Genomic DNA, 24569 nt, shown 5'->3' with positions numbered 1-24569 from the left:
CCCTTTACGCCGCCCGTTAAATCCTCAAACATGTTTGCGATACCATCAGGGAGTTTTCGCCATGTTCCTCAGATCCTCCGCCATTGGGCTGGTCTTGCTGGCAACCGGGGCCGCGCAGGCCGCCGAGTTCAAATGGGCCTCGACCACAGATCCGCAGACATTGGACCCGCACGCGGTCAACTCCGCCCCGGTGCTGGGCTTTCTGAACAATGTCTACGAGGGGCTGGTTCGCCGCGATCAGGACATGAATGTCGAACCCGCGCTGGCAGTGTCATGGGAACCGATCGGCGACGGCGAGGGATGGCGCTTTAATCTACGTGAGGGGGTCACGTTTCATGATGGCAGCGCCTTTTCCGCTGAGGATGTGCTGTTCTCCTATGAACGCGCCTCGAACGAGGTGGCGGATACCAATAGCTGGTTTGCCCCGGTCAAAGAGGTGAAAATCGTTGATGACTACACCATCGATGTCCTGACCCATGGCCCCAACCCGATCTTCCCCGGCTCGATCGCCAACTGGATGATCATGGATAGCGGCTGGGCCGAGGCAAACGCGGCCACCCTGCCCGACAAGGACAATGGCAACCATGCGACGCTGAACGCCAATGGCACTGGCGCCTTCAAGGTTACAGCACGCGAGCCCGGCCTGCGCACGGTGCTTGAGCCTTTTGAGGGCTGGTGGGACGAGGCCACGCATAACATCACCCAGGCCGAGTTCACGCCGATCCAGAACCCCGCCACCGCCGTGGCGGCACTGCTGTCGGGGGATGTGGACATGATCAACCCGGTGCCCATTCAGGATGCCGCGCGGCTCAAGGAAAGCGATGAGGTCGAGATCATTCAGGGCATCGAAGCGCGGGTGATCATGCTCGGCTTCCCGCATGAGGCCGAAGTGCTGAAATACGGCGACGATGCAGGTCAACCAAACCCGTTCCGCGATACCCGCGTGCGGCAGGCGGTGGCCCATGCCATCAACGTGCCCGCCATCCTCTCCACCATCATGCGCGGCAATGCCGAGGAAGCCTCGCAACTGGTCAGCCCGGCGATGAGCGGCTATTCCGCCGCCCATGCCGATCGGCCTGAATTTGATGTGGAGAAAGCCAAGGCGCTGCTGGCCGAGGCGGGCTATGCGGACGGGTTCTCATTCGGGCTGAAATGCCCCAATGACCGTTATCTGAATGACGAGGCGGTCTGTCAGGCCGTGGTCAGCATGCTTGCCCAGATCGGCATCAATGCCGAACTGGATGCGATGCCGGTCCGCAATTACTGGCCGGAACTGCGCGAAGACAATTACGACATGTACCTGCTGGGCTGGAGCCCGGGCACCTTCGACGCCGAGCATCCGATCCGGTTTCTGGTCACCACGCCCAACCCCGATAAGAAACTGGGCAGCTGGAACTTCGGTGGCTTCTCGAATGCGCGGGTCGACGAATTGCTGCCCCTGATCCAGTCCGAACTGGATGCGGGCAAGCGTCAGATGATGCTGGATGAGGTGACCCAGATCATCCAAGACGAACACACCTATGTGCCGCTTTACGTGCAACCGCTGGTCTGGGGCACCCGCAGCACTGTCGAACTGACCCAGCGACCCGACAATTTCTTCATCCTGCGCTGGGTGAGTGTGAACTGACCCGGTTCGCTTCTCGGACCCTTGCATTTGTGATAATCTCGGGACTGCGCGCACGCATTTTGCGCAATTGTTTTGAGGTATTTTCATGGATCTTGAATTCCGCGAAGACAGCGATCTGAACCCCGATGAACTCAAGCTGATGATGATCCGGATGGATTCGGATATGCAACTGCTTGAGGCCCTGCATGCCAGCGAGGCGCTTGGCAGAACCGATGGTGGCCGGGCCGTGCCGATCCCCGGCCTGTCCGACAAGTTCAAGAATTTTGGCACGCCTGACCTGACGGGCGGGCAATTGAAGGCGCAGGCCATGGGCAGTATTTCGGGGATCGTCCGCAAGGTCTTCAAAGGGTGCACATTTGGGCGCCCGCCAAGCGATCTGCATCCGGGCACTACGGCTGCTGGCAAGGCGGTGTTGCGGTGCGATCACAATCCGCAGCATGTCTTCGACAAACACGGCAATAAGATCGCGCCATGACGAAGAAACATGCACTGGATCTGCTGCTGATTTTTGTGGCGTCATTGACCGGCGCGTATATGCACTTTCAGGACCCCAATTGGGGTATGACCTTGGTGCTGTTTCTCGTGTTGCTGACAACGCTGGTCCTGCGTTGGATCGGGCAATGGACGCTGCCTCGGCTTATGCCGCTCTGCACCCTGTTCATTTTCCTCTGGTGGTTCGGGCTCTTTGCCCTGATCGCCATTGCAACGCGGATCGGGTTCGCATTTTCGCTTTGGCTGCCCGGTGTATTCGCAGGCCAGGGGTCCGCATACCCATTGCCCGATGACGAGCGCACCGCAGTCACAACATTGATCGTCGGGGCGATCTCTACATTTCTGGGCGCGCTGTTTTATGATGACGCGAAAGATCCCAAAAGCCGCCTATGGCCGGCGCAAGTGTTCAAATCCGCATTTTGGGCAGGTTTCCAATCCGATGACAGGATCACCGGGCAAAAAACGCCCGACCTTTATTCGGCGATCTATGCCGAAGAGGTCAATGACCGGATCAAGGGTTGGCGGTTTCTGGCTGCCATGCGACGGGCCTGTCTTGTCTGGCCTTTGTATCGCAGGTTGCTCTGAGCGGTTTTCAGCTTGACCACCGGAGTGCTGTAATATTCATTCTCCGGAATGCTAACTTACATTCTCCGCCGTATTTTCCAGTCCGTCATCGTCCTGCTCGTGGTCGGGCTGGTCGCGTTTTCGATGTTCCGCTTTGTCGGCGACCCGATCGACAACATGCTGGGGCAGGAACGCACCCAGGCCGATATCGAGCGGTTGCGAAGCGATCTGGGCCTCGATAAGCCGTTCGTGGTGCAATATTTCAAATTCCTGCAAGGCGCTGTCGAGGGCAATTTCGGCGTCTCCTACCGGCAGGGCCGTCCGGTCTCGACCATCATCGCAGAACGCGCGCCGGCCACGCTGGAACTGGCCGCAGTCTCAGGGTTTCTGGCGATCTCGCTGGGCATAGCATTGGGTGTTTTCACCGCGATCCGACGACAAGGATTTGCCGCAAATGCCATCATGACGGTGAGTCTGATCGGGGTCTCTCTGCCCACCTTCCTGATCGGAATCTTGCTGATCTATGTCTTTTCGGTCGAACTGGACCTGTTGCCCAGTTTCGGCCGCGGCGAGACGGTGAAGATCGGCAACTGGTCCACCGGGTTTCTGACAATATCAGGTCTCAAAGCGCTGATCTTGCCCGCGATCACGCTGGGGCTTTATCAGATGACGCTGATTATGCGGTTGGTCCGTTCCGAGATGCTCGAGGTGCTGCGCGCCGATTATGTCCGCTTTGCCCGTGCCCGCGGGCTGAGCGACCGGGTTGTCAACTTCCGCCACGCGCTGAAGAACACGCTGGTGCCGGTGATAACGGTGACGGGGTTGCAACTGGGTTCGATCATCGCTTTTGCGATCATCACTGAGACGGTATTCCAGTGGCCGGGCGTAGGGTTGCTCTTCATCAACGCGATCCAGTTCGTCGACATCCCGGTGATGGCCGCCTATCTGATGCTGATCTCGGTAATGTTCGTCTCAATCAACCTGATCGTTGATCTGCTTTACTACGCCATCGATCCGCGCCTGCGCATCGACGGGAGGACCGCATGAGCGACATAACTCCAAAACCCGCCCCTGCCCCAACTGCCTCTGCCCCATCCCGGCTGGCCCGGTTCTGGGACAGCGATTTCGTCTACGCGTTCCGCCACTCGCCGGTGGCCATTGTGGCGCTCTTGGTTGTGCTAGTGCTGTTTCTGGCCGCGCTCTTTGCACCCTGGATCGCGCCGCATAACCCGTTTGACCCTGCAACGCTGAACCTGATGAACGGCTTCACCCCACCGGGTCAGCCCAACGCGTTCACGCAGGAAACCTTCCTGCTGGGCACTGACGATCAGGGGCGCGATGTATTCTCGACCATCCTTTATGGGATGCGGATTTCGCTTTTCGTGGGAATCTCGGCGGTGCTGTTGGCGATGATCATCGGCGTGATCCTTGGCCTTGTTGCGGCCTATGTCGGCGGCTGGGTCGAGACCCTCATCATGCGGGTCGCGGATGTACAGCTGACCTTCCCGGCGATTCTGGTCGCGATGCTGATCTTTGGCATCGCCAAGGGTTTCACCCCGCCGGAATACCGCAATCAGATGGCGATCTGGGTGCTGATCATCGCCATCGCCTTGTCGGACTGGGTGCAGTTCGCCCGCGTGGTGCGCGGTGCCGCCTTGGTCGAAAAGAACAAGGAATATGTGCAGGCCGCGCGGCTGATCGGGCGCGGCTCGCTGCCAATCATGTTCCGCCATATCCTGCCCAACGTGCTGTCGCCAGTGCTGGTGATCTCGACCATCTCGCTGGCGCTGGCGATCATCGCCGAAGCGACGCTGAGCTTTCTCGGCGTCGGCGCACCACCCACCCAGCCCTCGCTGGGCACCCTGATCCGCATTGGTCAGGGGTTCCTGTTCTCCGGCGAGTGGTGGATCCTGTTCTTTCCCGCCGTCACCCTTCTGGCGCTTGCCCTTTCCGTCAACCTGCTGGGCGACTGGCTGCGCGACGCCCTGAATCCAAAGCTGCGATGACCTTACTTGATATCAAAGACCTGACCGTTGAATTTCCCACCCGCCGCAAGGTGTTCCGGGCGGTGAATCATGCCTCGCTTACGGTCGAGCCCGGCCAGATCCACGGGTTGGTGGGCGAATCCGGGGCCGGGAAATCCACCATCGGCGCGGCGGTGCTGGGGCTGCTGGAACGGCCCGGCCATATCACCGCCGGCGTCATCAGTTTCAAAGGCGACCAGATCAGCGGGCTGGATGACGAAGAGATGCGCAAACTGCGCGGGCGCAGCATCTCGATGATTTTTCAGGACCCGCTGACCTCGCTCAACCCACTCTTTACGGTCAAGGAACAACTGGTCGAGACCATTCTGGCCCATCACGTCATTTCAGAGTCCGAGGCCACCAAACGTGCCCGTGATCTGATCGACCGGGTCGGCATCCCCGACCCCGATGCGAGGCTCAATCAGTATCCGCATCAATTTTCTGGTGGTATGCGACAACGGGTGGTGATTGCGCTGGCGCTTTGTTCGGACCCCGATGTCATCATCGCCGACGAGCCCACCACTGCGTTGGATGTTGCGGTGCAGGCGCAGATCCTCGACCTGATCAAGGAGCTTGCGCGCGAACGTCAGGTCGGCGTGATTCTGGTGACCCATGATATGGGCGTGATCGCCGAAACCACCGATCTGGTCACGGTGATGTATGACGGCGAACCGGTGGAAAGTGGCCCCACCCATGAGATCATGGGCAACCCGCAGCACCCCTATACCAAGTCGCTGATCGCCGCCGTGCCGCGCCCGACGCTGAAACTGCACCGCTTTCCACAGATCAGCTACGGCGGGCGCGAAACCCGCTTTGCCATTGAGGATCTGGCGCGGAACTGGCCCAAGACCGACAATGACATGTCAAAACCGCTGTTCCAGATTGAAGGCATCACCAAGCGCTTTCTGCTGCGCAAGGGGCTGCTGCCCTGGGATCGGGAGTATTTCACCGCCGTGGATTCGGTGAGTTTCGATATCAAACCGGGCGAAGTGTTCGGTGTAGTGGGCGAATCCGGCTCGGGTAAGTCCACGGTCGCGCGGATGATCGCGGGGCTTTACGACGTCGACGAAGGCCGCATCACGTTTGACGGACAGGTGGTCAGTGACCTGAGCGACAAGGCGGCGCTGAACGCCTATCGTCAGGACATCCAGATGATCTTCCAGGACCCCTATTCATCGCTCAATCCGCGCATGCGGGTGGATGACATCGTGGCTGAACCGATCCGCCACCACCGCCTGCTGGAAGGCGGTGCCATCGACACGCGCGTGCGCGAATTGCTGGACCAGGTCGGCCTGGGGGCCGAGGCCGCAGTGAAATACCCGCATGAGTTCTCCGGCGGGCAACGGCAAAGGATATCGATCGCCCGGGCGCTAGCGACTCAGCCCCGGTTCCTGATCTGTGATGAGCCCACCAGCGCGCTGGACGTGTCAATTCAGGCTCAGATTCTGAACATCCTCAAGGACCTGCAGGAGCATCTGGGCCTGACGATGTTGTTCATTTCGCACGATCTGCCGGTGGTGCGTCAGATGTGCGACCGCGTCGCGGTGATGAAGGGCGGCAAGGTCGCCGAGATCCAGACCACCGACGAGTTGTTCGCCAATCCGCAGACAGATTATGCGCGCGAGTTGCTGGAGCTGATGCCCAGGCTTGATGACTTGTCCACCGAGAATCTCGTGGCGGAAAGCTGAGCCGTCACGTCAGCTCGTCAGGTGCGAGGTCTCCGATCGACGCCTCGCCCTGCTCTGCTGGTCGCCGCCGCTCGGTTTTTGCCGTGGCGGGCAAAGGTGTGTCGAAGGCGTAACCCGGGTCCGACTTCTGCCGCTCCCATGTGTCGAGCATTTCGCGCCAGGCCCCGCGCAGGCTGCGCGGTTCGGGCATGTCATCGCTGATCTCGGTGGCCAACGCCGGCAGGTTGTAGCAAGGGATGCCCGCATACATGTGATGCTCGGTATGCCAGTTCATGTGCCAGTACAGGAACTCGACAGGTTTCGGCAGGCGGATCGAGCGGGTGCTTTTGCGGAAATCGGTGGTATTCTCCATCAGTCCGCAATGCTGGGGAAGTGCCACGAAATAGCTGAGCCAGTTGGCGATATAGCTGGGCACGGTCAGGATCAGCGGCAGAACCCATTGCCCGGTCGCAATCGCCAGCGCTAGCACCGCGCCGTGAAAGGCCAATTGCGTCCGCGACCACCAGATAGACCGGCGATGCTGAGCGGGCTGATCCTGATGCAGGGCCTGCAGCCACTCATTGGCGGGGATGTCGATAGGACCGAGCCTGCCCAAGGCGTCCAGCATCGTGATCCGGATCGTCGACAGCAGTCCCCCCTTGCCAAAGGTGCGCCCCGGCTGGGTCAGCAGGTTGATCGTGAACAGCTGCAACAGGAATGTCCGACCCACATTGGGATGCAGCGGCAGCAGGTTTTCGCGGTCGCCTTCGGGGTGCAGCGTATAGCGGTGGTGATAGGTGTGGCTGGCGGCATAGTCGAAAGGGTTCCACCAGCTGATCAGGCTGAAGAGATACAGAAACAGCTTGTTGAGCCAGCGGGTCTCGAACACGGTCCCATGGCCAAGCTCATGGGTCGAAGTGCCGCGAAAGAAACTGGCGACCGTGCCATGACAGAACAGCGCCACCACAAAAAGCAGCCACAGGCCCTGCGCCCAGGCCAGATAGGTCGCGGCGCCGGTCAGGCAGAACAGGCCCAGATGCCCGCCCGCCTGTTTCCAGCCCTGCCGGTCGCTGCGCCGGGACAGCGCACGAAACCGTTCGGGCGGCATGCGCGAGCGGTACCACTGGACCTTCAGCGTATCACGGACCTGGGACAGAGGTTGGTATTGCATGTCTCATCCCCACACTCGAAGCCGTGCCAGAATGACGTCTGAGTCCGGATCAAGGCAAGACCGAATAGGCGCAGCTCAGCGCACTACGTAGACCGACACCGTCGAATGCCGCACCACGCGCGCGGCGTTGGGGCCCAGCAGGTAGTCCTTGAGGTCAGGCCGATGCGCACCGATCACGATCAGGTCGCTGCCTGCGCTCTCGGCGGTATTCAGGATCTCCTGATAGGCCGAGCCGGTCGCCACCACGTGGCGCACCTTGGCGTTGCGCGCCTCGCCCAGCACCGATTTGCCCAGAGCCTCCAACGCCTGCTGCGCTTGCTGGATGGCGTGCTCATGATGCTGCGGCTCAAAGAATTGCGAGACAAAGGATTCGCCGAAATCCGGCAACACGGTGACGACATCCAGCTGCGCATTATCCAGGTCAGCCAGGCGCGCTGCCTGACGCAGCACCTCGGCATCGCTTTCGGGCTTGCCAGCATCGACGGCACAAAGAACGGAGCGGGTCATGCGGTCACCTCTGTTTGTCTTGCGGCACGGCCGCGCTGCAGGAAGGCGATCAGGCCCAGGAAAAGCAGCGCGGGGATGAAGACCAGTTCCTTGGGTGGCTGGCTTTGCGGGGCGAGGACGGTCATCAGACGGACGGGGTCATCCGCATAGAAGTCGAACTCGTCCAGATCATCGGCCACTGGTGTGCCGAAGAGCGGCTCGTCCAGTTTCACGATGCCATCTTCGGGCAGCAGCATCAGACCAAGCGCGTCAACGCGGGCCTGACCACCCTCTTCTTCGCCAATTGTGAGCTGCAGCGTGGTTTCCTTGATCTCGCCAGTGTCGAAATCGGGCCCTTCGACCGTCATCCGCATCTCGCTACCCGAAGGGGCGGAACCGACCGCTTCAACCAGACCCGCTGGTTCGATCAACTGATACGGCGGTGAGATACGATCCATGAAGAAATCGGGCCGGAACAGCGCAAAGGCCACAAGGATCAGCGCGACGCTTTCATAGATGCGGTTCTTGGTCAGGAAATAGCCCATGGTGCCAGCGGTAAAGACGAGGATGGCGATGGTGGCGGATATCGCGACCAATATCCCTTGCATCCAGGTCACATCGATTAACAAGAGATCGGTGTTGAAGATGAACACGAAGGGCAGCGCCACGGTCCGCAAGCTGTAGAAGAACGCAGTGAAACCGGTCTTGATCGCATCGCCCCCGGACACAGCAGCGGCAGCAAAGCTTGCCAGACCAACAGGTGGCGTCACGTCGGCCATGATCCCGAAGTAGAAGACGAAGAGGTGCACCGCGATCAGCGGCACGATCAACCCGTCCTGCGCGCCCAGTTCCACGACCACACCGGCCATCAGCGAGCTGACCACGATATAGTTCGCCGTGGTCGGCAGACCCATCCCGAGGATGAGGCTCAAGAGCCCGACCAGCGCCAGCATGGCGATCAGGTTACCGCCCGACAGGAACTCGACCAGATCGGCCATCACCTGCCCCACGCCGGTTAGTGTAACGGTCCCCACGATCACGCCTGCGGTGGCCGTGGCCAGCGCGATTCCGATCATGTTGCGCGCACCATCGATCAACCCCTGCCACAGATCAATCACGCCTTCCATGAAGGCATTGGCGGTTTTGTTTTCGCCGCGGAAGATTGACTTGAGCGGCTTCTGCGTCAGCAGGATCGCAAATAGCAGCGTCGTGGCCCAGAACGCGGACAGGCCCGGCGATTTCTGTTCGATCATCAGGAAATAGACCAGCACGATGATCGGCAGAAGGTAATAGAGACCCGCCTTGTAGATCTCGGCGATCACCGGCAGTTCGACCTCTTTGGCATTGGGATCATCGGGAACCAGATCCTTGACCCCCGAGGCCAGTTTCAAGAGCAACAGGTAGACGAGGACAACAAGGGCTGACAGCACAAGGCCCGACGCCCCCGGTATCACCGCGATGATGGCTTTGATCGGGTATTGCACCCCATAACAAAGCGCCGCGAAGCCGACGAAAAAGATGGCCATGCCACCGATTGTCCGACCCATCGAGACAACGCGGTCACCCAGCGTCGGCATGTTCCGCTTCACCGCTTCCAGATGCACGATATAGACCAGCGCAATGTAGGAAATTGCCGCTGGCAGGAAGGCGTGGGTGATCACCTCGACATAGGAAATGCCGACATATTCCACCATCAGGAAGGCCGCCGCACCCATCACGGGGGGCATAATCTGACCGTTCACCGACGAGGCCACCTCGACCGCGCCTGCCTTTTCCGACGAAAAACCCACCCGCTTCATCAACGGGATGGTGAAGGTGCCGGTGGTCACAACGTTGGCGATCGACGAGCCCGAGATAAGACCCGTGGCGGCAGAACCCACAACAGCGGCCTTGGCCGGGCCACCGCGCAGGTGTCCCAGCGCGCCAAAGGCCATCTTGATGAAATAGTTGCCCGCACCTGCCTTATCCAAAAGCGCGCCGAACAGCACGAAGAGGAAGACAAACTTGGTGGACACGCCCAGTGCGATGCCAAATACGCCCTCGGATGTGATCCACATATGGCTCATCGCCTTTTGCAGGCTGGCACCCTTCCAGCGGATCACTTCGGGGACCCACGAGGACGCGCCGAAAAAGACATAGGCCAGGAAAATCGTCGCGATGATCGCCATTGCCGGGCCAAGCGCACGGCGCGCGGCCTCGAACAGCAGCAGCAGGCCGACCAGCGCGAACCACTTGTCGACGTCATCGGCCAGACCGCCCGCGTCAACGATCTTGTTGTAGAAGAAATAGCCATAAAGCGCCAGGAACGCGCCCGCCAGCCCCATGATCCAGTCCTGGATGGGGATGTAACTGCGCGGGCTGGATTTCAACGCAGGATAGGCGGAAAACGCGAGAAACATGGCAAAGGCCAGATGGATCTGGCGCGAGTTGTTCACAACGCTGCCGGGCAGGATGTAGTTGGACAAAGGCGAGGCAAGAATGACCTGAAACACTGACCAGATCACCGCCACGATGGCGAGGAACAGCCCGACATTTCCAACCGGATCGCGGGCACCGGCATCCGAGGAGGCTACCAGATCCTGTAGTTCTTCTTCGCTGAGCGGGCGATTGCCCTGTGTGTCAGAGGCCATGCGTCATCTCCCTGTCCGCTCCGCCTTTGATGGCGGTTCTGGTTCTGGGCCCGGATGGGCAAACGGGGCGCAAGTGATGCGCCCCGTCGTTTCAGCAGATCTTATTCGATCCAGCCTTTTTCCTTGTAGTATTTCGCAGCACCGGGATGCAGCGGGGCCGACAGGCCGTCCTTTGACATTTCCTCGGGCTTGAGGTGACCAAAGGCCGGGTGCAGCTTCTTGAAGTCGTCGAAGTTCTCGAAGACCGAGCTGACAACCGCATAAACCGCTTCATCCGAAACGTCGGCCGAGGTTACGAAGGTCGCGCCGACGCCGAAAGTGTTGGTGTCGCCATCGCTGCCGCGATACATGCCGCCCGGAATGGTCGCTGTCCGGTAGAACGAGTTGTCATCGACCAGTTTGCTGACCGTGTCGCCGGTCACGTTGACCAGAACGCTGTCACAGGCGGTGGTCGCTTCCTGGATCGAGCCCGAGGGGTGACCCACAGTGTAGACCATCGCGTCGATCTGGTTGTCGCAGAGCGCCGCCGACTGTTCAGCCGCCTTCAGCTCGGTCGCCAGTTCGAAATCATCGGTGCTCCAGCCCATGGCTTCCAGCAGCACTTCCATTGTGCCGCGCTGACCGGAACCGGGGTTGCCGATGTTGACGCGCTTGCCCTTCAGGTCTTCGAAATTGGTGACGCCGGAATCAGCGCGCGCCACAACGGTGAAGGGTTCGGGATGGACCGAGAACACCGCACGCAGGTTTTCGAACGGGCCGGCATCCTCAAATTTCGAGGTGCCGTTGAAGGCATGGTACTGCCAGTCGGACTGGGCAACGCCAAATTCAAGCTCGCCTTCGCGGATGGTGTTGATGTTGTAGACCGAACCGCCGGTCGATTCGACCGAGCAGCGGATCCCGTGTTCCTTCCGGCCTTTGTTTACCAGACGGCAGATCGCGCCACCGGTCGGGTAATAGACCCCGGTCACACCGCCGGTGCCGATGGTGATGAATTCTTCGGCCATCGCTGCCGGAGCCATGAAGGCGGCGGTCGCCAGCGACGCAAGGCCCAGCTTTCCGAAATGTTTCATTTACTTCTCCCACTGTGTTTTTTAGCGGGCGCGTTATCAGGTGCGATCCGGGCCCGCCTCTACGGACCTCAATGGTTACAGGACCTTTCCGATCCTCTTCAACCGATTCCAAGCACTTGATTTAATTAACGCTCCCAGTGCGGACCAAGCTGTCACCGGGCGCGACAAGATGTCAAGCCTTGGCAGGGCAAAGCTTGGCCCAGACCTCACATATGATCGCAAAGCCGTGAATTTCCCCGCTGCCGGTAATGCGCCTTTCCGGGCGCGCCGGATTTCGTTACCCGGCCAGCACGTCGGCAAACTGATCGCGCAGGGTTCGTTTGAGGACCTTACCCGTCGCATTGCGCGGCAGAGTGTCGACAAAGACAACCGCATCGGGGATCTGCCATTTGGCGATCTTATCGTCGAAATAGCGCAGCAGTTCCTCGGGCGCGGGCTCCTGATCTTCGTCCTTCACCGCAACAAGCACGGGGCGTTCATCCCATTTGGGATGCGGCACGCCGATCACCGCAGCGTCGGCGAGTTTCGGGTGAGCCACGGCGATGTTCTCCAGCTCGACCGAACTGATCCATTCGCCGCCCGATTTGATGATATCCTTGGACCGGTCGCGGATCGTCATATAGCCATCGGGATCCAGCGTCGCCACATCGCCAGTGGCGAACCAGCCGTCCTGCAGCAGGTCCTCGTCCTGTTTGCGGAAATAGTTGTCCAGCACCCAGGGACCGCGCACCATCAGATCGCCCTGTGTTTCGCCATCATTGGGCAGATCACGGCCGTCATCATCGACGATCTTCAATTCGACGCCATAGGGCGGCCGGCCCTGGTTTTCGCGCAGGCGGTGCTGGTCTTCGACCGGTAGGTCGGCATGTTTGGCCAGAGGCGTGTTGGTGGTGCCCAACGGGCTCATTTCCGACATGCCCCAGGCGTGGATGGTCTCGACCCCGTAATCCTCGCGGAATTCCGCAAGCATCGAGGGCGGACAGGCCGATCCACCGATCACCGTGCGTTCCAGGCTTGCAAGCGTGGTCTCTGTGCCGCGGGCATAGGCCAGCAACCCCTGCCAGATCGTCGGCACCCCAAGGGCCAGCGTGACGTTGTAGCGATCAATCAGCCCCACCAGCGCCTCACCGCTCAGGCCCGGGCCGGGCAGCACCATGCGTGATCCGGACATGGCACAGGCATAGGGGGACCCCCAGGCGTTCACATGGAACATCGGCACCACCGGCAGCACCACATCGCGCGCCGAAAACCCGATACAGTCGCGCGTATTCGACACGAAGCTATGCAGCATCGTCGAGCGGTGGGAATAGAGAACGCCCTTGGGATGGCCCGTGGTGCCCGAGGTGTAACACATACTGGACGCGGTGTTTTCGTCGAAGGACGGCCAGGTGAACTCAGGGTCGCCCTCTGCGATCCACTCATCATAGAATATCAGCCCCGGTATCTGCGCTGCGGCCGCCTCGTCGCGCGGCCCCAGCAGCACCACATGATCGACTGTTTCCAGTTGCGGCAATAGCGGCGCCACTAGTGGCGCAAAGGTGGCGTCCAGCAACAGCACCCGGTCTTCGGCATGGTTCATGATATAGACCAGCTGTTCGGGGAAAAGCCGAGGGTTGATCGTATGCAGCACGAACCCCGCGCCGGAGACGCCGAAATAGGTTTCCAGATGGCGGCGGTTGTTCCAGGCCAGCGTTGCGATCCGCGCTTGTGGTTCCAGCCCCTGCCCGCTCAGCACCGAGGCCACACGCCGGGCATTGCCCGCCACCTGCGCCCAGCCGGTCTGCTCGACCCCGCCGGTGGTGTTAACCGACCAGATTTCCGCTTCGCCGTGGTAACGTTCGGCGTGGTCAATCAAGGACGAAATCAGCAAAGGTTGCGTCATCATCTGTCCGAGCATCGTGGTGTCCTCCCAATCCGCGGCCCATCCTTTGCCGGGGCCGTCGTGTCACATCACTCCAAACGGGCAAAGCAGTCGCCGCATCGCATCAAGCGAATGCCACGCTGTCTCTCCTCCCGCGCCCCGCACTGTGCCGGGCGTATGCAGACCTGACAAGATGGAAGAATGCTCAGCGATAGCGTAGCACGTAATCGACCAGCCCGGCGGTCGAGCCATCCTTGCCCTCCGCGCTCTGCTCACCATCGACGATGGGACCCAGCGAGGTGGCCAGTTCCTTGCCCAGTTCAACGCCCCACTGATCGAAGGAGTTGATGCCAAGGATCATCCCTTCGACAAAGACGCGATGCTCATAAAGCGCGATGATCTGGCCCAGCACAAACGGGGTCAGTTGCGGATAGATCAGTGTGGTCGAGGGCCGGTTACCTGCAAAGACCCGGTGCCGCGCCTGCCGCTCCAACTCGTCGCCCGTCAGACCCTTGGCCGCCATGCGCGCGCGGGCCTCGTCCAGCGAGCGGCCCTGCATCAGCGCCTCGGACTGGGCCAAGCAGTTGGCGACCAGCAGGCGGTGGTGATGGGCCAGGTCCGGCTCGTGCCCTTCGGCGGCAATCATGAATTCACACGGCACAACACCGGTGCCCTGATGGATCAGCTGATAAAACGCATGCTGCCCGTTGGTGCCCGGTTCGCCCCAGACGATGGGACCCGAAGGTTCGCTCAGGGAGGCGCCATTCATCGCCACGGATTTGCCGTTCGATTCCATCTCCAACTGCTGGAAATAGGCCGGCAGGCGCGACAGCCGTTGATCATACGGCAGGACTGCCCGGCTGGGATAGCCGCAGACCTGATGATGCCAGAGGCCCACCAGCGCCAGCATCACCGGCATGTTCTCATGCCACTCAGCAGAGCGGAAATGCAGATCCATCGCCTGCCCGCCACGAAGAAACGCGTCGAAGGCTTTCGGTCCGATGGCGATCATCAGGGACAGGCCAATCGGGCCCCAGACCGAATATCGCCCGCCGACCCAGTCGGCAAAGCCGAACACATGATCCGCCGGGATGCCAAATGCTTCGGTCAGATCCTGCGCGGTGGAGAGCGCTGCGAATTGTTTCGCGGGATTGCCACCGCCCTCGCGCATCCAGGCGCGGGCGGTGCGGGCGTTGGTCATGGTCTCGATGGTGGTGAACGTCTTCGAGGCGACGATCACCAGCGTTCGGGTCGGGTCAAGCCCGCGTAGCGTATCGGCAATATCGGCCCCGTCGACATTGGACACGAAATGGCAGCGCGGCCCGTCACGATAGGGTGCCAACGCCAGCACCGCCATCGCAGGCCCCAGATCAGATCCGCCGATGCCGATATTGACCACATCCGTGATGGCCCCACCTGCCCCTTTCAACGCACCGCCGCGCACCGCATCAGCAAAGCGCCGCATGTGTTCGAGAGTTGCCAGAACTTCAGGCATCACATCCTGACCATCAACCGAGACCGGACCACCATCGAGGTTGCGCAAAGCAGTGTGCAGGACAGCGCGGCCCTCAGTCTCGTTGATCGGCGCGCCCGAGAACATGGCCTCGCGCTTGTCAGCCAGCGCCACGCTGTCACACAGCGCAATCAGCGCGGTACGGATGTCATCGTCGATCTGCGTCTTGGAATAGTCCAGCCGCATGTCGGAGCTTTCGCAGCAAAACCGGCTTGCTCGTGTCGCGTCGGCGTCGAACAGATCGGTGATCCTGCGCGCCTCCGTTCGGGATTTCAGCGCTCTCAAGTCTTCGAACATCAGATCGTCCTATTCCGCCCAGTGTACCGTGATGCCGTCAAGCACCGCCGCAATGGGTGCCTCTTCGGGGGGCAGGGTTCTGGCGCGTTCCAGTACCTCGCGCTTGTCGTGACCGAAGATCACCAGATGTTTGGATAGCGCCCCGTTCAGCACCGGAGCGGTCAGGGTGATGCGGGTTTCGGGCTGGGTCTCGGGCTGCGCCACAGCCAATGCAGGTGCATGGGCATCCAGCGCCGCCGCCAGCCCTGGCATTCCCGGGAACAGCGAAGCGGTATGCATGTCCGACCCCATGCCCAACACCAAAACCGAGAGCGGCAATTCCGTCGCGATGCCCGCTTCGAGATCGGAGAGCACATTTGTGGGGTCGTCGGCGGGTTCATAGAGCGGCAGGAGTCGCGCCTGTGCAGCCCGGTTGACCAGCAGCCGCTCGGTGATCAGGCGCGCGTTGGAACGGTCGCTACCCGCAGGTACGCACCGCTCATCCGTGGGCAGCACATGCACCCGGTCCCATTCCAGATCGGCGGCGCAGAGCACGTCGAAGATCGGGCCCGGCGTGGTGCCGCCGGGCACTGCCAGCGAAACGGTGTCATGATGCAAAAGCGCTGTTTCAAGCTCTCCGGCCAGCATGTTGGCCACATCAATGGCCAGCATGTCGCGATCCGCGTATTCCCTCAGGTTCATGGGTTGATCCCCTGCCATTGGCGACCGTCGCGTTTCATCAGCAGTTCGGCGTCGCCCGGTCCCGTGCTGCCAATCTCATATGGTTTCGGTACATCACCTGCCGCTGTCCAGCCCGAGATGATCGGGTCGGTCCAGGCCCATGCGGCCTCGACCTCGTCACCGCGCATGAACAACGTCTGGTTGCCCCGGATCACGTCCATGATCAAGCGCTCATACGCATCGGTCGCGTTCTGACTGTCGGGTCCCAGCGCCTCGGCAAAGCTCATGTCCAGCGGCACATCGACCAGCCGCATGCCACCCGGCCCCGGCTCCTTGATCGTCACCTTCAGCGTAATGCCCTCGTTGGGCTGCAGACGGATGGACAGTAGGTTGGCATGCCGCCCCGCCTGCTCACCGAAGATCGAATGCGGCGCGTCCTTGAATACCACGTTGATGACCGAGGAGCGCGCCACCAGGCGTTTGCCGGTGCGCAGATAGATCGGCGTACCCGCCCATCGCCAGTTGCTGACATTTGCCTTGAGCGCGATATAGCTTTCGGTGAAAGAGCGCTCATTGCCCACCTCGCCGCGATAGCCGGGCAGATCGCCGTTGGCCTCGTACTGGCCGCGCACAATGTGGTGCGGTTCGACCAAACCAAGCGCGCGGATCACCTTGAGTTTTTCATCGCGCACCGCGTCGGGGTCGAATTTGGCCGGCGGCTCCATCGCGATCAGGCACAAGAGCTGCATCAGGTGATTCTGCATCATGTCCCGCGTCGCACCCGCGCGGTCGTAATAATCGCCACGCCCGCCAACCCCCACGGTTTCGGCCACGGTGATCTGGATGTGATCCACATACTGGCTGTTCCAGAGCGGCTCGAACATCATGTTGCCAAATCGGATCGCCATCAGATTTTGGACGGTTTCCTTACCCAAATAGTGATCAATCCGATAAATCTGGCGCTCTTGAAAATGCGCGGCAAGCGTGGCGTTGAGCGCCCGCGCGCTGACCAGATCGTTGCCGAAGGGTTTTTCGACCACGATCCGTGTGTCCGGCGTCGCCAGTCCGTGCGACTGTATGCGTTCGGCCAGCGCTCCGAAAAGGCGCGGCCGGACCGAGAAATAATAGGCGCACACGCGACCGGGCTGCAGTTTTTCAGCCAGTTCAGCCCAACCTTGGGCACCCGTCACGTCGATCTGCACATAATGTACCAGATCGAGAAACGCCTCCTCGAAGTGTTCAGCTGCATCAGCGAGCGCGAACTCCATCAGCGCTGCACGCACGAATGCGCGATAGTCCTCAAGCGAGCGGTCCCCGCGTGCCGCGCCGATCACCTGCGATCCGGCGGGCATCTGACCGGCGCGAAACCGGCGATAGAGCGCGGGCAGGATCTTGCGCCGGGCAAGATCGCCTGTGCCGCCGAAAATGACGAGGTCGAAGGGCTCGACCGGGATGACGCGCGATACCATGACCCGTCCTTAATCCGTCGCTTTGCCAAAGTCCAATGTTAGCGCCAACAATATTTGCGAAAGACGACATTTCTCTAACAATCACAAACCTGTCACCTGATGGGGCGTTTCGTTCCCCCATCCCCATCTATGCGGTAGATATCATTCAACTCACCACGCCGGAAGATAATCATGAAAGACCTTGAGCAGCCAACCGCGAATGCGGGCAAGTTCCAGAACAGGCATGTCACCGCGGATGGATCGCAGCGCGCCAGCGTGGCACTGACACGGCCGGAAACCCTGTGGTTCAACACCGGAACGCTGTGCAATATCGAATGTGCCAACTGCTATATCCTCAGCAGCCCGACCAATGACGCACTGGTCTATATCACTGCGGCTGAAGTATCGGGTTATCTGGATCAGATCGAGGGGCGCGGCTGGCCGGTGCGCGAGATCGGGTTTACTGGGGGCGAGCCCTTCATGAACCCGCAGATGATCGAAATGGCCGAGGCCTGCCTGTCGCGCGGCTATGAGGTGCTGATTCTCACCAACGCCATGCGACCGATGATGCGAAAACCCATGCGCGCCGGTTTGCAGGATTTGCGCACGCGCTACGGTGACAAGCTGACCCTGCGCATTTCGGTCGATCATTATCGCCCCGAATTGCATGACGAAGAACGCGGCGCGGGCAGTTTCGAAAAAACCCTCGAAGGGATGTGCTGGCTGCGCGACAACGGGGTCCGCATGGCGGTGGCCGGTCGTACCGTCTGGGGCGACAGCGACGTGGAAAGCCGCGCGGGCTATGGCGCGTTTTATCAGGCGCACGGGTTCGACATCGATGCCAGCGATCCGGGTCAGACCGTGCTGTTTCCAGAGATGGATGAAACCGCCGAAGTACCCGAGATTACAACTGCTTGCTGGGGCATCCTAAACAAATCTCCCGATCAGGTTATGTGCGCAAGCTCGCGGATGGTGGTCAAGCGCAAGGGGGCATCCTCGCCCACGGTTCTGGCCTGCACGCTGTTGCCCTATTCGCCCGAGTTCGAACTGGGCAAAACCCTGCAGGAGGCCGAGCGCGATGTGCATCTGAATCATCCCCATTGCGCCAAATTCTGCGTGCTGGGCGGGGCAAGCTGTTCCGCCTGAGCGCCCGAAATTCTACATTGTGACAAAATTCACTGATCGCCCGGGCAAGGGATTCGTATAGTGCGAGGCAGGCCCAAACCTTTCGTGCCCGTCGATTACAAGGAATTCGTCATGCGCTATGTTCTTATCCTGCTGCTGGGCTTGCTGCCCCATGGCGCGTTGGCCGCGAACCGGCTTGCTCTGGTCATTGGCAATGACAGCTATTCAGATGTGCCTGTTCTGGAAAAGGCCGGCGCTGACGCACGCGCGGTCAGTGAAAAGCTGCGCGGGCTTGGGTTCGATACAGTCGAGGCCATCGATCAGGACCGGCGCGGCATGAACCGCCGCATCTCGGAGTTCACTTCGAAACTGCAACCCGGCGACACCGCTTTCGTGTTCTATGCGGGTCACGGCGTGGAAATCGACGGCGAGAATTACCTGCTGCCCACCGATATTGTCGCGCCCTCCAGTGGCGAGAGCGATTTCGTGAAATCCGAGTCCATTGCCTTGTCGAACCTGCTGGACCGGGTGCGCAAGACCGGTGCACGCACCGCCATCGCAGTGATCGACGCCTGCCGCGACAACCCGTTCGAAACCGTTCAGGGCCGCAGCATCGGCGGCACACGGGGTCTGGGCCGGATTGCGGCACCGCAGGGCACATTCGTGATCTTCTCGGCAGGTGCGGGTCAGATGGCTTTGGACCGGCTGCATGACAGGGACGAGGCGCAGAACTCTGTCTTTACCCGCGCGCTACTGCCGCGTCTTTCGAAACCGGGGCTGGAACTGCGCGTGCTGGTTTCGGACCTGCGTATTGAGGTTCGCGACCTGGCCAATTCGGTGCAGCACCGTCAGGTGCCTGCCTATTACGACGAATTGCTGGGGGAGTTCTATTTCACCAACGCCGCCATAGCTGCACCAGTGGCAAGCGCCCTGCCCGACACCGACATGCGCGCCGATCTGGAACTGGCGCGCTCAGTCGGCACGGTGAACGCTCTGGACAGCTTTCTCAACCGCTACAAGGCGAACTCGGACGATTACAGCTACACGGTTGCGCTGCAACTGCGCGAGTCGCTGGCACAGGTCGACACCGCCCCCGTTTCCCGTCAGGCGGACACGGAAGCGGTTGAGGCGGCTGCTGCACCGGTGGTGACCGACCGGCGCAATGTCATGCGCGACACGCAAGTGGCGCTGAATGCGCTGGGGTGCAGTGCGGGTGGAGCTGACGGGATCGCCGGACGCCGAACGAAACGGGCATTCAGCGCTTATCTGCGTGAAAGCGGGTCCGATCTGGGCGCGGATGACCTGGGAACGGCCCATGCATTGGAAGAGTTGCAGGGCCATAGCGGCACGATCTGCAAGGTCGCGGTGGCGCCCGCACCCGCCCCGACCCCGAAGACCACTGCGCTGAGTATGGCGGGAATCTGGAATTACAAAGCAACCTGCGCTCTCGTGGTCAACGTGACGGGACAGGTCCGCTATTCGCCTGCCGGCGGGAACAAGTACAATGGCCGCTTGGCGGATTCACTGGGCCAGAAGGCCAATACCGTGATCTATCTGAACGAAAGCCAGCTTTCAGGGACCGATTATTTCCCCGGCATCACGGTGACATGGCGCGGTCGGCTTGCGCCGGATGGCAACAGCTTCACCGCCAACGGCTCCACCGGATGTGCCGTTTATGCCTGGCGCGTGGGCTGAAGCGTGCGCGTCAGTTGACGTAGAATTCCCCCTTCACATTCCGCCATTCCCCCGGCGAAATCATCTTGCGATGCGTGAACCGCACCGAATGCAGCGGGCCTTCAATCTCTCGCTGCCAGAATTCCACGAATTCAAAGAGCTTCGGGTGATCTGGCGCCAGATCGTATTCTTGCCAAATAAATGTATTCAGAACATGGACATAATCAGGCATGTGGTAGAAAAATTCCGCCGTGGTCAGCCCGTACCCTTTAAGCATCAACTCTGTTTCACTTCTCTCCATCTAAGACCTCCAGTTTGTGCTGTGGTCCCCCCATGATAGCACGAAAATGGTTAATCTTTCCGGAAAACAATATGTTAACGCAACGTGAACTGCGCTTTTTGCGTCACAAATCACGCCGCTTGCACCCTATATGCGCTCTCTGATAAGGTGCAGCCACAAGATATAGACCCAGAATGAAGATCGGGCAGACCACTTGAGCGACACGCCAGAAACTCCTGAAAACATGGATGAAACCCCGCCTGAACGCCCAGTCTATGACGGGCCGACGGTTTCCATCGAATCCGAGATGCGCACATCTTATCTCGATTACGCGATGAGCGTGATCGTCAGCCGTGCCATTCCCGACCTGCGCGACGGTCTGAAACCGGTGCACCGGCGCATCCTTTATGCGATGCACGAGACCGGGAATACCCATGAAAAATCCTACCGCAAATCGGCGCGTCCGGTCGGTGACGTGATGGGTAAATACCACCCGCATGGGGACAGCGCGATCTATGACGCGCTGGTGCGGATGGCGCAGGATTTCTCGATGTCGCTGCCGCTGCTCGACGGTCAGGGCAACTTTGGTTCGATGGATGGCGATAACCCGGCGGCGATGCGCTATACCGAAGTGCGGATGGACAAGCCCGCCGCCGCGATCCTGGCCGATATCGAAAAAGACACGGTCGATTTTCAGGACAACTACGACGGCAAGGACAAGGAACCGACTGTCCTGCCCGCTCGCTTCCCGAACATGCTGGTCAATGGCGCCGGCGGTATTGCCGTCGGCATGGCCACCAACATCCCGCCGCACAATCTGGGCGAGGTTGTCGACGCCACGCTGGCGCTGATAGACGATCCGGACCTGACATCAGAGCAACTGATCGAATATGTGCCCGGCCCCGATTTCCCCACAGGAGGCGTGATGCTGGGCCGCTCAGGCGCGCGCAAGGCCTATCTGGAAGGACGCGGCAGTGTCGTCATCCGCGCCAAGACCCGCACCGAAGAGATTCGCAAGGATCGCTACGCCATCGTCGTGGACGAGATCCCCTATCAGGTGAACAAGGCCTCGATGATCGAAAAGATCGCCGAACAGGTGCGCGAGAAAAAGATTGAAGGCGTTGCCCATGTGCAGGACGAATCCGACCGAAACGGCGTTCGCGTTGTCGTCGAGCTGAAGCGCGACGCAACGCCCGAGGTTGTGCTGAACCAACTCTATCGCTTCTCGTCAATGCAAACCTATTTCGGTTGCAATATGCTGGCGCTGAATGGTGGTCGCCCCGAGCAGCTGACCCTGCGCCGGTTCCTGACGTCGTTCATCGACTTCCGCGAGGAGGTTGTTGCCCGCCGCACAGCGTTTCTGTTGCGCAAGGCGCGCGAGCGTAGCCATATCCTGTGTGGTTTGGCCGTAGCGGTTACCAATATCGACGAGATCGTGGCAACGATCCGGCAATCGGCTGACGCGTCTGAGGCTCGGGAAAAGCTGATGACCCGGCGCTGGCCCGCCCAGCCGATCCTGGAATACATCGACTTGATCGACGATCCGACCCATACCGCGAATGAGGATGGCACCTATAACCTGTCGGAAACCCAGGCCCGTGCCATTCTGGAATTGCGTCTGCAGCGCCTGACCCAGATCGGGGTCAAGGAAGTCACCGACGAGTTGGAAGAACTGGCTGGCAAGATCAAGGAATACCTTGAGATTCTGGGATCGCGCGAGCGCATCATGAACATCATCGCCGAAGAACTGCGCGAGGTGCGCGACCAATTCGCCGTGCCGCGCCGCACTGAGATCGTCGACTGGTCGGGCGACATGGACGACGAGGACCTGATCGAGCGCGAAGATATGGTCGTGACCGTGACAAGCGGTGGCTATATCAAACGCACCCCGCTCGCCGATTTCCGGTCGCAGAAACGCGGCGGCAAGGGGCTGTCGGGCATGCAGACCAAGGAAGAAGACGTGGTCACCACCCTCTTCGTGGCCAACACCCATACGCAATTGCTGTTCTTCACCACTGACGGCATGGTCTACAAGCTCAAGACCTGGCGTCTGCCGCTGAGCGGGCGAACCGGCAAGGGCAAGGCCATTGTCAACATCCTGCCAATCCCGGTGGGCGTCTCGATCGCAGCGATCATGCCGGTCGATGTGCCCGATGAGGAATGGGAAAACCTGCAGGTGGTCTTTGCCACCAGCGCAGGCGACGTGCGGCGCAACCGGCTGTCTGACTTCACCAATGTCCGCCGCAACGGCAAGATCGCGATGAAGCTGCCCGAAGCGGTGGAACTGGTAAACGCGCGCATCTGCTCGGATGAGGACGACGTGATGCTGGTCACCAATTCCGGCCGCGCGATCCGGTTCCGTACCACCGATGTGCGGGTCTTCAACTCACGCGAGTCGACCGGGGTGCGGGGCATCAGGCTCAGCAATGGTGACCGCGTCGTATCGATGTCGGTGATCCGTCATTTCGAAGCCAGTCCCGAGGACCGCGCCGCCTATCTGAAGATGCGCCGCGCCGTTGCGGGCCTGACCGATGATGACAACGGCGAGGATGACGGCGTTGCTGCCAGCAGCGATTTCAGCCAGGAGAAATACGCCGAGATGTCGGCCTCTGAAATGCTGATCCTGACCATCACCTCCGGTGGCTCCGGCAAGCTGAGTTCTTCGCACGACTACCCGGTGCGCGGACGCGGCGGTATGGGCGTGGCGGCGATGGACAAGGCCATGCGCGGCGGCGCGCTGGTGGCGTCCTTCCCGGTGGAACTGGATGATCAGATCATGCTGGCCACATCCAAGGGCCAGTCGATCCGGGTGCCGGTTGACGGTATCTCGTTCCGCTCGCGCTCTGCCGGCGGGGTCAAGGTGTTCAACACCGGCAAGGGCGAAGAGGTCGTCAGTGTCGCCTGGATCGCAGAACAGGCCGAGGACGAAACCGACGCCTAAAAAGCGCTCCGACACGTCTTGGGCAAGCGCCTTAAATGGCGCTTGTTCCGCAAATACCGCCTGAACTTCTTGTTGTTTCGACGCCATTCAGGAAGGTTGGCAAGGCACCCGCCTGGGTAGCGGTTGAAACAAGGTGAGATTTGGAACAGCTCTTCCTGCATGTCCTGAATGTGGTTCTACCAGTGATGATCTGCGCCGGGGTCGGCTGGTGGCTGGCGGTGATCAAGGCGCCGTTCGACAACAAGGTCGTCGGCGGAATTGTGGCAAAGGTCGGGTATCCAACCCTGATCATCTCGCATCTTTCGAGCACAAAGATCGCGGTGGGGTCCTTTCTGGACATGCTCGCCGCAGCTTCTCTGGTGGTTGCAGGGTTCGGCATCCTTGGCTTTCTGGTTCTCAAGGCCATGCGCCTGCCTGTGCGGGCCTTTCTGACGCCGCTGATGCATTCCAATGTGGGCAATATCGGCCTGCCGATCACGCTGCTGGCCTTCGGCGATGCGGGCATGGCTTATACGATGGCCTTTGTCGTGGTGGTACTGGTCAGCGTCTTTACGATCGGCATGTGGATCCCCGCCGGGAGCTTTTCGCTAGAAAGCCTGCTGACCTCGCCCATCATCTATGCGGTGATCATCTCGCTTGGGCTGATGGCGACAGGTCAGACCCTGCCCTCTCCGGTCGAGAAATCCTTTGACATTCTGGGCGGTCTGTCGATCCCGTTGATGCTGCTGACATTGGGCCACACGCTGGCGACGCTCAAGGTGGGCGCCCTCTGGCGGTCGGTGGTCCTGACGCTGCTACATCTGATCATGGCGGTGGCCATCGCCAGCCTTCTGGTGCCGGTCTTTGGCTTTACCGGGGCTGAGCGCGGGGCCTTTATGCTGTGTTGCCTGATGCCCTCATCCGTCGCGACCTATCTCTTCATCGATCAGCATATGCCGGAATACGGACCCGATGTTGCCGGGTTCATCCTCGTGTCTACGCTCGCCACCATTCTGGTGCTGCCGATTGCGCTGACCTACTGGATTTGAGGCAGCCTGTT

Annotated in this window: 19 protein-coding genes; 10 read left to right on the top strand and 9 right to left on the bottom strand. The window is 60.5% G+C overall.

Annotation, left to right across the window (positions count from 1 at the left end):
• Nucleotides 1-61: 61 nt before the first annotated feature.
• From AB1E33_RS01040 to AB1E33_RS01015, 6 genes are all read left to right on the top strand, one after another.
• Entirely contained in the window at nt 62-1627 is a 1566-nt protein-coding gene (locus tag AB1E33_RS01040; RefSeq protein ID WP_372575399.1) for an ABC transporter substrate-binding protein, read from the top strand.
• An 85-nt stretch (nt 1628-1712) separates the two neighbouring features.
• Nucleotides 1713-2102, top strand: coding sequence for a hypothetical protein (locus AB1E33_RS01035; protein WP_372575398.1), 390 nt, complete (start codon nt 1713-1715; stop codon nt 2100-2102).
• Nucleotides 2099-2704 carry a hypothetical protein gene (locus tag AB1E33_RS01030; RefSeq protein ID WP_372575397.1) on the top strand — a complete coding sequence of 202 codons (606 nt, stop codon included), beginning with the start codon at nt 2099-2101 and terminating at the stop codon, nt 2702-2704. The genes AB1E33_RS01035 and AB1E33_RS01030 overlap by 4 nt, the downstream gene beginning before the upstream one ends.
• Before the next feature lie 48 nt (nt 2705-2752).
• A complete protein-coding gene (locus tag AB1E33_RS01025) occupies nt 2753-3730 on the top strand; it encodes an ABC transporter permease (RefSeq protein ID WP_372575396.1) in 978 nt (325 codons plus the stop codon).
• Nucleotides 3727-4689 carry an ABC transporter permease gene (locus AB1E33_RS01020; RefSeq protein WP_372575395.1) on the top strand — a complete coding sequence of 321 codons (963 nt, stop codon included), beginning with the start codon at nt 3727-3729 and terminating at the stop codon, nt 4687-4689. Before AB1E33_RS01025 ends, AB1E33_RS01020 begins: the two co-directional genes overlap by 4 nt.
• Complete coding sequence (locus tag AB1E33_RS01015; RefSeq protein ID WP_372575394.1) at nt 4686-6395, top strand: ABC transporter ATP-binding protein; 1710 nt, start codon at nt 4686-4688, stop codon at nt 6393-6395. The genes AB1E33_RS01020 and AB1E33_RS01015 overlap by 4 nt, the downstream gene beginning before the upstream one ends.
• Before the next feature lie 4 nt (nt 6396-6399).
• On the opposite strand, the gene AB1E33_RS01010 is transcribed toward AB1E33_RS01015, so the two are convergent.
• The 8 genes from AB1E33_RS01010 to zwf form a co-directional block, all read right to left on the bottom strand.
• Nucleotides 6400-7545, bottom strand: coding sequence for a fatty acid desaturase (locus AB1E33_RS01010; protein WP_372575393.1), 1146 nt, complete (start codon nt 7543-7545; stop codon nt 6400-6402).
• Between the two features lie 75 nt (nt 7546-7620).
• Nucleotides 7621-8052: a universal stress protein gene (locus AB1E33_RS01005; RefSeq protein WP_372575392.1), complete on the bottom strand. Its 432-nt coding sequence runs from the start codon at nt 8050-8052 to the stop codon at nt 7621-7623.
• The gene (locus AB1E33_RS01000) at nt 8049-10661 is read right to left on the bottom strand and encodes a TRAP transporter permease (RefSeq protein WP_372575391.1); all 2613 of its coding nucleotides are present in this window, start codon (nt 10659-10661) and stop codon (nt 8049-8051) included. The genes AB1E33_RS01005 and AB1E33_RS01000 overlap by 4 nt, the downstream gene beginning before the upstream one ends.
• 101 nt (nt 10662-10762) lie before the next feature.
• The gene (locus AB1E33_RS00995) at nt 10763-11731 is read right to left on the bottom strand and encodes a TAXI family TRAP transporter solute-binding subunit (RefSeq protein ID WP_372575390.1); all 969 of its coding nucleotides are present in this window, start codon (nt 11729-11731) and stop codon (nt 10763-10765) included.
• Nucleotides 11732-12008: 277 nt separating this feature from the next.
• Nucleotides 12009-13628 carry a long-chain fatty acid--CoA ligase gene (locus AB1E33_RS00990; RefSeq protein ID WP_372575389.1) on the bottom strand — a complete coding sequence of 540 codons (1620 nt, stop codon included), beginning with the start codon at nt 13626-13628 and terminating at the stop codon, nt 12009-12011.
• Nucleotides 13629-13797: 169 nt separating this feature from the next.
• Nucleotides 13798-15402, bottom strand: a complete 1605-nt coding sequence (gene pgi / locus AB1E33_RS00985) for a glucose-6-phosphate isomerase (RefSeq protein WP_372575388.1) — start codon at nt 15400-15402, stop codon at nt 13798-13800.
• A 9-nt stretch (nt 15403-15411) separates the two neighbouring features.
• On the bottom strand, nt 15412-16083 hold the full coding sequence (pgl, locus tag AB1E33_RS00980; protein WP_372575387.1) for a 6-phosphogluconolactonase: 672 nt from the start codon (nt 16081-16083) through the stop codon (nt 15412-15414).
• Nucleotides 16080-17531 carry a glucose-6-phosphate dehydrogenase gene (zwf, locus tag AB1E33_RS00975; protein ID WP_372575386.1) on the bottom strand — a complete coding sequence of 484 codons (1452 nt, stop codon included), beginning with the start codon at nt 17529-17531 and terminating at the stop codon, nt 16080-16082. The genes pgl and zwf overlap by 4 nt, the downstream gene beginning before the upstream one ends.
• Nucleotides 17532-17702: 171 nt before the next feature.
• Here zwf and AB1E33_RS00970 point away from each other — a divergent pair, with 171 nt between their 5' ends.
• The gene (locus tag AB1E33_RS00970; RefSeq protein ID WP_372575385.1) at nt 17703-18656 is read left to right on the top strand and encodes a radical SAM protein; all 954 of its coding nucleotides are present in this window, start codon (nt 17703-17705) and stop codon (nt 18654-18656) included.
• A 111-nt stretch (nt 18657-18767) separates the two neighbouring features.
• Nucleotides 18768-20330: a caspase family protein gene (locus tag AB1E33_RS00965; protein WP_372575384.1), complete on the top strand. Its 1563-nt coding sequence runs from the start codon at nt 18768-18770 to the stop codon at nt 20328-20330.
• Nucleotides 20331-20340: 10 nt separating this feature from the next.
• On the opposite strand, the gene AB1E33_RS00960 is transcribed toward AB1E33_RS00965, so the two are convergent.
• Nucleotides 20341-20610, bottom strand: a complete 270-nt coding sequence (locus tag AB1E33_RS00960; protein ID WP_372575383.1) for an usg protein — start codon at nt 20608-20610, stop codon at nt 20341-20343.
• 193 nt (nt 20611-20803) lie between these two features.
• Here AB1E33_RS00960 and gyrA point away from each other — a divergent pair, with 193 nt between their 5' ends.
• Nucleotides 20804-23530 carry a DNA gyrase subunit A gene (gene gyrA, locus AB1E33_RS00955; protein ID WP_372575382.1) on the top strand — a complete coding sequence of 909 codons (2727 nt, stop codon included), beginning with the start codon at nt 20804-20806 and terminating at the stop codon, nt 23528-23530.
• 140 nt (nt 23531-23670) lie between these two features.
• Nucleotides 23671-24558, top strand: coding sequence for an AEC family transporter (locus AB1E33_RS00950; RefSeq protein ID WP_372575381.1), 888 nt, complete (start codon nt 23671-23673; stop codon nt 24556-24558).
• Nucleotides 24559-24569: the final 11 nt, after the last annotated feature.

The sequence above is a fragment of the Ruegeria hyattellae genome, assembly GCF_041537925.1.
In the GTDB taxonomy this organism is placed as follows: domain Bacteria; phylum Pseudomonadota; class Alphaproteobacteria; order Rhodobacterales; family Rhodobacteraceae; genus Ruegeria_C.
The sequence above is the reverse complement of the archived record's forward strand: the minus strand, read 5'-3'. Positions and strand labels throughout refer to the sequence as shown.